Source organism: Clostridium niameyense (assembly GCF_001243045.1).
Classification (GTDB): domain Bacteria; phylum Bacillota; class Clostridia; order Clostridiales; family Clostridiaceae; genus Clostridium_F; species Clostridium_F niameyense.
This window is the reverse complement of the sequence record NZ_LN849007.1, coordinates 1,235,082-1,248,333: the sequence shown is the minus strand read 5'-3', so window position 1 is coordinate 1,248,333 and position 13,252 is coordinate 1,235,082. Positions and strand designations below refer to the sequence as shown.

Below are 13,252 nucleotides of genomic sequence, written 5' to 3'. Positions count from 1 at the left end.
CCAAATTATATATTTTAAATTGTTGAATTCATATAATAAAAATCTACCATTACAAACTCAACAATCTTCTAGAATATAACCTAATTTTATAATAAGAGTATCATAATTTTTCACACTTTTCTATACTGTATTATTGATTTTATTCTTAATAATATTATTTTATTTAAAATCATTTCCTATTTTGATATTAAACAATGAATCTTTAAAAAAATTATATTTTAATGTTATAATTATAGTAATAATGATATAAATTAGGTAATTTAGGAGGAAATAATGAAAAAAATTGTAAAAGTTGTTGGAGCTATTATTGAAAATGAAAATAAAGAAATTTTATGTGCTCTTCGTTCACCTAAAATGAGTATCCCAAATAACTGGGAGTTTCCTGGTGGAAAAATAGAAAAAGGGGAAACTATAAAAGATGCAATTGAAAGAGAAATTAAAGAAGAACTAAATTGTTCTGTAGAATTTATAGAAGAGTTTAATAACAACACTCATGAATATGATAGTTTTATAGTAAATTTAATCACTGTTAAGTGTAAATTAATAAAGAATGCTCCAATAGCCCATGAACATTCTAAACTAATATGGTTGCATAGAGAAAACTTACCTTCATTAGAATGGGCTCCTGCAGATATTCCTGCTATGGAACAATTAACTAAAGAAAAAGTATAGCTGTTTTGCTATACTTTTTCTATAAACTCCGTATATAATGCTTGTGGCACATGATTTTCTAATTTCAATATTGTAGTTATAGGTTTTTCTCCATAGTAACTTTCAACATTTCCTTTTCCTATATAAATATAAGGTTGAACTACATTATCAATAGTTTTATATTTTCTTATAAAAAGGTGTAGGTTTACTTCTCTTTCTTTATTAAAAATGATATTTTTACCTCTTTCTGAACTTTGAGAAGTACTATTGGGACTTTGCCACTGAAAATTTCTTCTATCTATAAATTTATCCTTATAATTTATACTTTCTTTTATATTCTCCCCTTTATGAAGATCTATAAATAAGAAATACTCTCGTCCATTAGCTAAAAGTCCACTTCCCCTAAAGGAGCTATGAGTTTTTTCATAATTAGAAAGTAATGCAATGTCTACCATTTGATACTGCTCATATAATTTTAAGAATGGTATTCCATAATAATCTTCTCCAAATTCTTTTTCATATCTTATAAGTCCATAATTTATAACATCTTCTATATAAACTCTGTATTTTTCATCATCTATAATATTTTTAAAATCTTTCGTTATACTTAAAACTTCCTTATCTAAATTAAAACATCTTATGTTATTTTTTATTTGTCCTGAATCATCATAATTTTGATTTAAAACCTTTAAAGCATGTATAACACTAGTGTCATCCACATTTTTAATATATTTTAATATTTCATTTTTAGCCTGGTTTAAACTTATGTTTCCTTTATCTATTAAATATCTTATAATACTAAACTCATATACTCTTTTTAATGGTAGTTTATTTGATAGCTCTTTAAGTATTTTATTAAAAATTTCATTTTGTAATAGTTTTTGTAACACCTCATCTTTTTCTACACGTGCTAAAAAGCCTATGTAAGTTTTATCCTTATTTAAAAATCTTAAAGGTTCTGGTGATCCATCATATTTAATGTAATCCATAAGAAAATAAGGAATTCTACCACCATTTAGCTTTTTAAATTGAAAATACTCTTCTTTTAAATACTTCATAGAATTAAAATTTTCTTTATCTAATTGCTCTAAGATTCTTTCCTGAGCTATTCTATCCATTTGAATATTAGTACATCCCGGTATACTTTCAAATTGCTTAGCTACACATACTTTTAAACTGTCCTTATCATAATATTTTCCACCATTTAAAGCTAATGCTATTAAGAATGCTTTATTATGATTGCCTATAAAATCTAATACAGTTAAAAAAGTTTTATCATTATGTTTTCTCAGTCCTCTACCTAGTTGTTGTATAAAAACTATTGGAGAATTGGTAGGCCTTAGCATTAAAACCAAGTTAATAGAAGGTATGTCCACACCTTCATTAAAAATATCTACAGTAAAAATAACTTCTAGTTCATTGTTTTCTGATTCTAAATTTTTAATATATAATTCCCTTTCCTCTGGTGAATTTTCACCAGTTAAATACACGCTATTTATTCCCCTTTTATTAAATTCCTGTGCCATATATTTAGCATGTTCTATACTTACACAAAATCCTATGCACTTGCATTTATCTCCTTCATGTCCATAGAAATTCATTTTATTTATAATAAAATCTACTCTTTCATTAACTTTTAATCTTTTAGTTAACTCATGTACATTATTAATATCTACACTACTTAAATCAATACCTTCAATATCAGTAATTCCGAAATAATGAAATGGAACTATAAGATTTTGTTCTAGTGCTTCACTAAGTCTTATTTCCAAAGCTACATTATCTTCAAAAATTTCAAAGATACTTTCTTCATCACATCTTTCTGGTGTTGCTGTCATTCCTAATAAAAATTTAGGCTTAAAATAACTCATTACTCTTTTATAAGATGGACTAGAAGCGTGATGTGCTTCATCAGCTTGTGTCAAGATAAAACTAAAAAAATAAAGGTAAAACCTAAGTTCTACCTAATATTATTCTTGCAAATGTTCAAAAAACATTCTAATAATTCTTGATTTATCTTCTTGTTTTATTCCTAAAAAACTACTCTCAATCTCTTTTATAAGCTTATTGTAATTGTTTTTTATATCTGTATTAATATTTAAAATTAAATTTATATTTTTGCTATTTTCATTTTTAACCTTTCTCAAAAATTTTTCTTTAAAAAGCTTTAATATATCTTCTTTTATTAATGGAAATCCTTTTTTAAAGTCACATATCTCATTAAGCCATTTTTCAGTAGATACATTTGAAGGATATTTATTAATTGAGCATTGATACATTTGTTCATTATACATTTTTAAAAGTATGTTTCTAAAGCATTTGCTACTACACTCTTCACAAGGTGTTGATTTGAATAATGAATATTCATATTTAGGACACCCTAATAATTCATCTTTAAAGTCAATAAGTAATCCTTCTAATTTATCATAACATTGTTCCAAAGAATCATTAAAATCGGAGAATAGCATCCTTACATTATCTGTATTTATATTTTCATATGAGAATATATTTTCATATGCCTTCTTAAATTTTTGATTCCATCTATCATCCTTCATTCCATCAAAACCTAATTCATTCTTATTAATTCTTTTTATATTCGCTTTTTTTGTCATATGATTACCATGACCATAAATAGATGATGTCCAATCTGTTATGGAAGCCTTTTCAAACATTTCTTCTACAAGCATTTCCAATTTACTATTAAAACCAGAATCTTTATTTTCAATAAACTCAATAATATTATTTTGTATAATTTCTAATCCCAAATGTTCTTCCAATATTATTGAATTAAATAATTTCTTTATATGATACATATTATTATATAAAAAAATCTTATTATTATCTTTATCAATATTAGAACAATATGGTATTAAATTTCTTGATAATACCGAGTATAATATTTCGCTTCGTCCTCTTCTTATTCCATTTTCCTTTAAAGCATTTAAAATATCATTTTTACCTTCATCTGATAAAACATACTTTACAGAGTTAGGTAAGGATACATTCATATTCTCCCAATTAATTATCCTATTTGAATCTATTTCATTAGTATACAATAAGTCTATGCCATTTAAAACGCAATATACTGCCGCATTAGATTGTATTTTGTAAATTGTTGGAATAATTCGTTCTAATTCCGTAGGTCTTCCAGAATCTAATTTCTTTAAATATATTATAGCTTTAATATTATCATTATGCTTTTCAAATACTTTTTTCAAAATATCTTTTGATGTCTCACCAGTTTCTATGTGGTCTAATCCACAAGTGTCAATGAAACATAATTCCTTTATCATTAGCTTATCCATAATCCATGCATATTCATTTGAAAAACTATCAACTATAGTTATTTTAGATACCATACTTGTAATAGATTCTCCATTTATTACTCTTAACGTTCTTGCTGCTTTATACTTTTCATCTTCTGATATACTATTTATATCAAAACAACATTTTTGACATTTTATAATATAGCATTTTTTAATCTCTATTAACAATATATTATATATCTCTTTAAAGAAATTCTGAATTATATTTTTCTTTTCATCTTCTTCATTCTGAGGAAATAATAATTTATCTATTGTTATATTATTGAAAACATCTTCAAAGTGTTTCTCAATCAATTCAGATATTTTTTCATTATTATTTAAAAAATCAAATTCTTTATATGAAAAAAAGCCTCTACAATTTAGTAAATTATTCTTTAATTCATTTATCTCATTGAACTTTAATGATAAAAGATTATTGCAACCTCCTTTAATCTCATATAACAAATTTAAGAGTTGCTTATTTAATTCTATAATTGAATTTCTTTTTTCATCATCATTTTTTTCATTAGTTATATCCCATATTTCTATAAATTTACCAATTTTATTTTTATAATCCTCATTAAAATGTTCTTCAATTATTTTTTCTTTTAGATATCTAATATTTGACTTTATTGCAATGTCAATTTCTAAATTTAAATTATAATCTTTTTCCATAATCAACTTAAATAAAAATTTTATAAGAAAAAGTTCAATAGCCTTTGTTCTTATTTTTACAAATTCACTTTGAGATAAAAGCTGAACATCTATACATGGATTTTCTGTATTTATATAAAATTTATATTCGATATCTGATCTTGTAGTCTGACCATCACCTGTGGAGTCTATGAAAGTTCCATGACTAGCAAATGACTTTATAAATGATGATTTACCAGCACCACTTCCACCTATTACTAATATATTCTTACTAAAATAATCCACATACTCTTCACCTTTAATCCATTTTATTTCAAGTAATCCATTATTACAATTAAAAATAATAATACCATTTTCCCTTAAAATTCTAAGTATAAACTCTATTTTAATTATATTAATATCATTAAATAAAATATCTTCTCCATTATTGCTTACAATTTTATTTACTACTCCTATGATTTTGATTTCACCATTAACACTAAAATATACTGGTGAACCTGAAAATCCTTCTATTTTATCTTTCTCACTTGTAGAAGATGTATCATTTATTTTTTCATTTAATTTTATCGTATAAGTGCAATTTTTTTCTGTTGCAGTTCTTAAAGTACCTTCTAATACCATACAGTTAGGATTTTTTCCTTTCAATATAGCTGGATAACCACAAAGAAATATTTTTTGTTCCGTATCATGAAAGTCAAATTGCGTATATACATTTATCTCAGTATGAATTTTTTCAATTAATATAGCACCAATATCACTTTTAGAATCATAAAAATAATCCAATGCAATACAATCACACTCAGAACTGTTTTCAGAATCATAAAATTTAATTTCTACATTTTTTATATCAATATTCTCAACACAGTGAGCACAAGTTAAAATTAAATCATTTTCATCATTAAATAATTTGACGAGCACGCCAGAACCAAAATTATTAACTACTTTTGTATTTTCTTCTCTATTTATTATTTTAACAGGATATATTTTATTAATATTCATAACTATCAATCTACCTTAATTTATATTTACTTTCTCATATCATTATATTTCAATTAAACATTTATCTTCAAAATACAATATGCCAAAGTCTTTAATTTCATTTTCGGAAAACACTCCTCTTTTATAGTTTAAATATAATTCAGCACTTGAATTTCTTCTAATTATATCCACCAAGGTCTTCTTTTTAGGATGATTATGTATTTTTCCATTTGAACTTATTAAAAATTTGTTGCATCTAATAATATTTAAAAATTCTTCACTAATACTATTGTCTCCTCCATGATGTGATAATTTTACAGCATCTATACAAAGCTTATTGTGAACACTATAACCTTTCTCTTTCAAAACATCTGTTATACTATTTGGATGGGCATCCCCCATCATTAATATGCTCTTATTTTCAGCCTTTAAAATAAATGCAATGCTAGAATAATTGGTTATAGAACTATATGAACACTCAACATTATCTTTAAAATCTTCTATTGTAATCGAATAATCACTTGTTTTTGATGAAATATTGTTATTTTTTTCCCTCCATTTTTCAAATAAGTTATTAATATTATTTATATTAGGAGATAATATTTCGATTACTATACCATCTATTCTATAACTATTACTATTTGAACATTGGGTTATTTCCAATTTATTAAACTCATTCTTTTGACTTGAATTATATTCTTTTAACAGTTTAGAAAGCTCATTTCCTTGCACATAACTTATATAGTTGTCCTTCTTATATGTAGTTTTTTCATCATAAAAGTTATAAAATATTTTTTTGGGATTAAGTTCTTTTATATATTGCTTATCATTAAACAATTGAATAATGCCAGAAATATGATCATCATCAATATGTGTTGAAATAATCAAATCTAAACACTCTTTATTGTTAATGATTTCTTGCAGCGTAGGTTTCATAAATCTCCTATAGGTATTCCGAGTTCCTCCATCTACTAAAATATTAAATTTTTTATTTTTTTCATTTAAAGTAGAAATTATAAAACAATCCCCATGTTCTGCTTTAAGCATATTTACTATCATTTATTAATCATCTCCATCCCAACACTTTAAACTCTACTTAAGAACTCTACTAACAATTAATTACTCTAATTATCTATAACCACTACAAGTTATAACACAACAACATTAATCCTTATCAAAGACTAACCAATAGACGGATGGAAAGATGCTTATAAATAATTCTTAAATTATAATTCTATTTAAGTTCATTAATTTTTCTTTTATCTTTACAAACAATTAATACTCCATCATTTCCAATAAAGTAGTCCATTTCCTTAAAAAAGTTAACATTATTGTCACTAACAAGTTTTATCATTATTTCCTCTTCTGTTTTAATCTTAGCATATTTATCATAAATGTCTTTCTTTAACCCAATACCAATGTCTATATCTTCAATCTGGTAATAATAATAATCTATTGATTTAAAATTTATCAACTTCAATTTATATAAATTTTCACTTAGTACTTTTAAAACTAAACTATAATAAGTTTTTTCAAACAATATTTCATCTATAAAAATTCTGTTAAATTCCTTATTTCCTTCTGGATCTTCAATGTGTAATTTTAATACATCTCTTTCAAAATAAGTTTGAACCACATATCTTAAAGAAGGTTTTATATTATTTATGCTATAAATACCTACCAACTGTTCTTTTCCTGAAATAGTTGCTTGGTCATCATATGCATTAGATCTCCCTTTAGATTCTGCTAATACCCATTCATTCCTATTATTTTTTCCTATGAAATCTGGACGCCTATTTCCAATACTTTTTGTATTTATCATACTTTTATATAAATCATAATGTAGTAATTGATTTATATTTAAAAGTTTTGTTGAAACTAATTTGGTAAAAATATTACCAAGATAATATGATGCAAATGCCTTTTCTGTTGGATCAAATGTAGTTTTATAATTTACACTTTTTGTCAACCTATCACAAGAATTGTTTTGGAGTAAAGAAAATAGAAAAATAATCCTATAACATATTTCTAGCTCTCCTGTTATTCCTAACGCTGTATAATTTAAAATGCTATCTTTTCCAACCATTATAGCAGAATGCATTAACTCACTTTGAGAAAATTCAAGTGTCTTATTTCCAAATAACTTTCGTCCATAGATATGTCTAACAAATTTCTTTGCTTTATAATCTGCTTTCATTTAATTCACCTCAAATTAGCCGTATACTCCAAGTATCGGAATATACGGCCAATTCTGAATAAAATATTATAAATTTTTACAATTTTCTTTAGAATCCCTTCAGTTTATCACTAAACTTCCAAACTATCTCAATCTCTTTTTCCCCATAAATATAAATAGCCTCAACAAATTCATCAACCAGTTCCCTATTTAGCTCGCTAATTTCATGCTTACCTTTGAAATGTTCAGCAAACTCATTCTGGTCTTTTCTTTTAATTAAGGACTGATAAGAAACTTGTAAATTGCTTATTTCTGCCCCTACTTTTTCAATATCCTTGCTGATTTTATCTCTTTTAGAAAGATACTCTTCTTTGCTGATTTTGCCATCTAAATATTTTTCGTATTCCTCTATTTTTATAGAATTTAATCTTTCTTGATATTCTTGAGATTTCCTTAGATTTTGTGCCGCTTTAAGGACTTCATCTTCATATATCTTCAGTGATTTTGCAGCAAGTTTCTCTTCTTGATTTGCTAAAAGTGCTTGATTTCTAATAGCTACTAAAAGCACGTCCATTATTACGCTCTCATTAATTCTACCTTTGAAGCAAGAATTGTTGTCGCTATAATGATTTGTTCTGCATTTATAATAGATTTCTTTTGTATGTGAACGTAGCAAACATTTTTTGCATCCACCACATCTTATTTTAGAATATATTATCCTATCTTCTACTGGCTGTCTTTTCTTTCTTTTTTTGTACTTATTCATTACTTTTTGAGCCTCTTTAAAATCTTTTTCACTTATAATGGATTCATGAGTATTAGATACAGTTATCCATTCATCTTTTGAAACTGCTACATTATTTTTAGATCCTACAATATTAGATTGTCTCTTATGGTTAATAGTTTTCCCTAAATATATTTCATCTCTAAGTATTTTTAACACTGCTATTGTAGACCAATATAAATTGTCTTTATTCTTCCATTTTTTATTTTGATAAAGTTGTTGATATCTCTTTGCTGGTGGTAATATTTCTTCTGAATTAAGAATTTTAGCTATTTCACTTGTGCTTTTTCCTTCAATAGCAAGCTTAAATATCTTCTTTACAATAACAGCTGCTTCCATATCAACTAAAAGAGAATTCTTTTTATTTTTATCCTTGATATAACCGTAAGATGGGAATGAACCTATATATTCTCCCTTTTTCATCTTAGCAAGTTTTGCACTCTTTATTTTTTCAGATAAATCCTTGCTATAAAGATCATAAATAAGATTCTTTAGTCCTACATCTAATCCTGCTGTAATACCACTATCCCTAGCACTATCATATCCATCATTAATTGATATGAACCTTACGCCTAGAAAAGGAAACACTTGCTCTAAATAATCTCCCAGTTCCAAATAATTTCTACCAAATCTTGAAAAATCCTTTACTACTATACATTCTATTTCCCTCTGTTTTACCTTTGTAATAAGCTTTTTTACTGAAGGTCTTTCAAAATTAGTTCCACTATATCCATCATCACAAAACTCAATAATATTATAATTTTTAAGTTCTTCATGATTTTTTATAAAATAAGTAATTAAGTCTCTTTGATTACTTATACTGTTACTTTCAATTTTTGTATTACTTTTAGAAATATCGTTATCTTCATTAGAAAGTCTTATATACATAGCCACATTCTTAATACTAAACATTTTATATCACCTCTTCCTCGGCAATACCAAAATCATTTAGTATTTCTAGATATTCATCGTGAAACTTGAATATAACCTCTACTCTGTTAATATTATAAATTTCTATTCTCTCTATAAGTGCTGTAACTATTTCTCTAGTAAGCTTTTCTTCTTTCTTAAACAGATTTATTTTAGACATCCATTTATTTTCTTTTAAATAATTTTCATTATACTTTCTACATTCAATTTGCAGCTCACTTTTCTTCTCTTTTAATTTTACTGTATCATTTTCATATTTAGTTTTAGCATAAAGATATTCTTGATGAGAAATTATTCCTTCTATATAATCATCATAAATTATGTTAGACAAAGATTGCTTTCTTTTAATTTCTGTTTCAATTTTTCTTAATTTACTTAAATTTATTTCTTTAGAGCTTAAAAAGCTGGCATTAGCTCTCAACTTTGCAACTAAGTTCTCTATTTTTATAGAAATCTCTATTTGCTTTGTTATACTACAATAAACAGCATTTATTAAATCTTTTTCTAAAATATGCTTCCTTGTACACTTATAGCCACTATTTGTTTCAAAGGTAATACAAGAAAAATAATAGCTTAGTTTGCTATTTTTTATCCTCCTTCGTCTAACTAAATTAGTTTTACAATCCCCACATACTGCAATATCTTTAAAAACATTTTGGCTATTTTCATAACATTTATTCTTGTTAATCCTTTCAATAAAAGCATCATATACTCTTAATCTTTCTTCATGAATAATATTAAAAGTTTCCTTATCAATTATAGGTTCATGATCATTTTCAATTATTCTCCATTGATCTTTTGATACCCTTGATTTCTTTTTACCTTCATAAAGAGAAGCCTGTACTTTACCATAAATTTTATGTCCTAAGTACACTTCATTTTCTGTTATAGTTTTTATTGTTTGTCTTTGCCAAATGCTATCATTATAACGAATATTTTTCCACTTACCTTTTAAATATTTATACTTACTAGGTGATGGTATACTTAAATCATTTAAGTTTCTTGCAATTTTAGTATCACTAAGTCCTTTAATTTTCCATCTATATATAAGCCTAATTACTTTAGCTGCTTCTTCATCTATAATTAACTTATAACTCCCGTCCGTAGGTCTTAAATACCCATAAGGTACATGAGCTCCTAAAAATTCTCCTTTGGACTGCCTATCTCTAAAACTTGATATTATCTTTTTAGATATATCCTTGGCATAAACATCATTTAGAAGATTCTTAAGTGATATTATTAAACCTTCATTATCACATTCTGGTCTAAAGCTATCATAATTATCATTAATAGATATAAACCTTACTCCAAGGAAAGGAAAAATCTTTTCAAGGTAATTGCCTGTTTCAATATAATCTCTTCCAAAACGTGATAAATCTTTTACAACTATACAGTTTACCTTTTGAGCCTTTATATCATCCATAAGCCTATTAAACTCTGGTCTATCAAAATTTGTGCCTTTTTCTCCGTTATCTATATATATAGAATACACTTGTAAGTAAGGTCTTTCCTCAACAAATTGTTTAAGTAGATATGTTTGATTTTCTATAGAATCACTATCTTTTCTATCACGTACATCTTCTATAGAAAGCCTTACATATAGAGCTGTTTTAAATACTTTTTCTTTTACTTCTGCAACAACATTTATACTTTCTGATTGCCTTCTGCTTTTTCTTGCCATCTTAAATCACCACCCCTTTAGTAGATAAATCAAAGGATTGTGATTTACTGGCACTTTCTATAAAGCTAAGTGCATTTTCAAATTCTTCTTGATACTTAAATAAAATTTCTATTTTTCTATTTTCATAAACATATATCTTTTTTATTAAAGATACAACAACTTGTCTATTAAGTTCTGTTATATTTAAATATTTTTTAAAATCCTGTATCCAAAGACTTGTTGTTGTTCTATTGTTAATAATTTCTTCTATTTCCTGATTTCTTTTAAATATTAGTTTTTCAGCTTTTTCAAGCTTAGCATTATATCTATTAATATGTGATCTATATTCTTCTTTTGTAATTATTTTATCTACAAAGTGTTCATAAGAAGCAAGCTTATACCTCTGAATTTTTTCAACTTCTTCTTGAGCTTTTAGTATTTGAGCATCCAACTTTAATATGGCTTTCTGTCTATAAGGTAATGTTTCTATATAATTTAGCATGTTTTCAATATTCATAATACTACTTATGTGGGCATTTAAAGCATTTAAAACTGCTTCTTCAAAAGCCTTTTCACTTATGCTATGAGTAGTACAGCTATGCTTGTCTCTTCTATTAGTTGAACAAGTAAAGTAAAAATATTTTTTCCCATTCACAGGTACAGTTTTACGTATCATATTTTCTTTACAATCTCCACAAGTTACAATTCCTGAAAAAATATATACCTTATCTTCCTTTGGTGCAATACGAGTATCCTGTAGTAAAAGATTATTTACAATTTCAAACATTTCTTTTGTAATTATCGGCTCATGAGCATTTTCAATTCTTATCCATTCTTCCTTAGGTTTTTCAATTCTTGCTTTTACTTTATAGTTTGGAGTTGTTCTTTTCCCTTGCTCTAGCACACCTAAATAAAGTTCATTAGTTAGTATTCTTCTCACAGCTACTGCTGACCATAAAGCTTGCTCCTTAATCTTAAAAGTAGTATTATACCTTTGACCAAGGGAACGTTTGTATTCCATTGGTGATAAGATTCCAATTTCATTTAATTTATTTGCGATACCTTGCTGGCTCATACCCTCTATCTTCCACTTGAAAATATCACGAACTACACTAGCCGCAAAATCATCTATTACAAGCTTATTTTTGCAAAATTCACTTTTCCTATAACCATAAGCTGCAAAAGCCCCAATAAAATCTCCCTTTTTACGTTTAACTTCTAACTGACTTCTAATTTTAATTGAAGAATCCCTACAATAAGAATCATTTATAAGATTTTTAAATGGTATTATAATGTTATCGGTAAGATTAGTACCTTCCACACTGTCATAATTATCATTTATAGCAATAAATCGCACACCAAGAAAAGGAAATATCTTTTGAATATATTTTCCTGTCTCAATGTAATTTCTCCCAAAACGGGAAAGGTCTTTTACAACTATACAATTAATCTTACCGGCTTTGATTTCTTCCATCATTTCTATAAATGCAGGACGATTAAAGTCAACACCGCTATATCCATCATCCACTTGTATTGAACAAATGTTGATATCAGCTTTTGACTTTAAGTATTCTTTGATAAGCTCTTTTTGATTTGAAATGCTATCACTTTCCTCTTTATCTCCATCATCTTTTGAAAGTCTTAAATAGATAGCAGTATTATAGATTTTGTTTTCATTTGAAAATTCCATTTTAAAGCCTCCTATAGTTTAAAGTATTAGCAAAACTTTAAACATACTAGGCTTCACTGATTTTAGTCTAATAAAATTTTAACATAAAACCAGATATGAGTCCATATATAACAAATGCTAATTTATAAAGTTTTGCCTAAATGTTTTATAAACTTTTTAAATAATTTTCTAATCTCTCTTCCAACGTAGCCGTTGTATTTGAAAAACTTACCTTCACAACTATATCTCCACACTTAAAACAATAAGGATTTTTAACTTGCTTTATGAAATCTTTTTTTCTTTCTTCTATAGGAAGATTAGTATTAACATTTACTGTTTTTATATCTACTAAAGTAGACGGATCAACTGTTCTTATATCAACATTTTTCATTTCATATATGCTCATTTAATCATCCCTTTCAATAAAATAAGCAGCTACCTCTGT

General features: G+C 26.0%; 9 protein-coding genes. 1 reads left to right on the top strand and 8 read right to left on the bottom strand.

Going from position 1 to position 13,252, the window contains the following annotated elements; translation table 11 throughout:
• Positions 1–273 precede the first annotated feature (273 nt).
• Positions 274–672, top strand: a complete 399-nt coding sequence (locus BN1711_RS06915; protein WP_050607437.1) for a (deoxy)nucleoside triphosphate pyrophosphohydrolase — start codon at positions 274–276, stop codon at positions 670–672.
• A gap of 8 nt (positions 673–680) precedes the next feature.
• On the opposite strand, the gene BN1711_RS06910 is transcribed toward BN1711_RS06915, so the two are convergent.
• The 8 genes from BN1711_RS06910 to BN1711_RS06880 all read right to left on the bottom strand — a co-directional run bounded on the left by BN1711_RS06910 (position 681) and on the right by BN1711_RS06880 (position 13,198).
• Positions 681–2,576: a DUF3427 domain-containing protein gene (locus BN1711_RS06910; RefSeq protein ID WP_243128217.1), complete on the bottom strand. Its 1,896-nt coding sequence runs from the start codon at positions 2,574–2,576 to the stop codon at positions 681–683.
• Between the two features lie 45 nt (positions 2,577–2,621).
• Positions 2,622–5,609, bottom strand: a complete 2,988-nt coding sequence (locus BN1711_RS12255; protein ID WP_082174076.1) for a S1 family peptidase — start codon at positions 5,607–5,609, stop codon at positions 2,622–2,624.
• Positions 5,610–5,651: 42 nt separating this feature from the next.
• On the bottom strand, positions 5,652–6,647 hold the full coding sequence (locus BN1711_RS06905) for a ComEC/Rec2 family competence protein (RefSeq protein WP_050607436.1): 996 nt from the start codon (positions 6,645–6,647) through the stop codon (positions 5,652–5,654).
• 175 nt (positions 6,648–6,822) lie between these two features.
• Positions 6,823–7,785 carry a hypothetical protein gene (locus BN1711_RS06900; RefSeq protein ID WP_050607435.1) on the bottom strand — a complete coding sequence of 321 codons (963 nt, stop codon included), beginning with the start codon at positions 7,783–7,785 and terminating at the stop codon, positions 6,823–6,825.
• A gap of 88 nt (positions 7,786–7,873) precedes the next feature.
• Positions 7,874–9,460 (bottom strand): recombinase family protein, encoded by a 1,587-nt coding sequence (locus tag BN1711_RS06895; RefSeq protein WP_050607434.1) that lies wholly within the window; start codon positions 9,458–9,460, stop codon positions 7,874–7,876.
• A gap of 1 nt (position 9,461) precedes the next feature.
• A complete protein-coding gene (locus BN1711_RS06890) occupies positions 9,462–11,159 on the bottom strand; it encodes a recombinase family protein (protein ID WP_050607433.1) in 1,698 nt (565 codons plus the stop codon).
• Between the two features lies 1 nt (position 11,160).
• Entirely contained in the window at positions 11,161–12,828 is a 1,668-nt protein-coding gene (locus tag BN1711_RS06885) for a recombinase family protein (RefSeq protein ID WP_050607432.1), read from the bottom strand.
• A 145-nt stretch (positions 12,829–12,973) separates the two neighbouring features.
• Entirely contained in the window at positions 12,974–13,198 is a 225-nt protein-coding gene (locus BN1711_RS06880) for a DUF6870 family protein (protein ID WP_243128215.1), read from the bottom strand.
• Between the last annotated feature and the right edge of the window lie 54 nt (positions 13,199–13,252).

What these genes read in the sequence shown, in the direction of transcription:
- BN1711_RS06900 (WP_050607435.1), bottom strand. Translation starts at nt 7,785, where the DNA reads ATGAAAGCAGATTATAAAGCAAAGAAATTTGTTAGACATATCTATGGA.
- BN1711_RS06905 (WP_050607436.1), bottom strand. Translation starts at nt 6,647, where the DNA reads ATGATAGTAAATATGCTTAAAGCAGAACATGGGGATTGTTTTATAATT.
- BN1711_RS06890 (WP_050607433.1), bottom strand. Translation starts at nt 11,159, where the DNA reads ATGGCAAGAAAAAGCAGAAGGCAATCAGAAAGTATAAATGTTGTTGCA.
- BN1711_RS06880 (WP_243128215.1), bottom strand. Translation starts at nt 13,198, where the DNA reads ATGAAAAATGTTGATATAAGAACAGTTGATCCGTCTACTTTAGTAGAT.
- BN1711_RS12255 (WP_082174076.1), bottom strand. Translation starts at nt 5,609, where the DNA reads ATGAATATTAATAAAATATATCCTGTTAAAATAATAAATAGAGAAGAA.
- BN1711_RS06895 (WP_050607434.1), bottom strand. Translation starts at nt 9,460, where the DNA reads ATGTTTAGTATTAAGAATGTGGCTATGTATATAAGACTTTCTAATGAA.
- BN1711_RS06915 (WP_050607437.1), top strand. Translation starts at nt 274, where the DNA reads ATGAAAAAAATTGTAAAAGTTGTTGGAGCTATTATTGAAAATGAAAAT.
- BN1711_RS06885 (WP_050607432.1), bottom strand. Translation starts at nt 12,828, where the DNA reads ATGGAATTTTCAAATGAAAACAAAATCTATAATACTGCTATCTATTTA.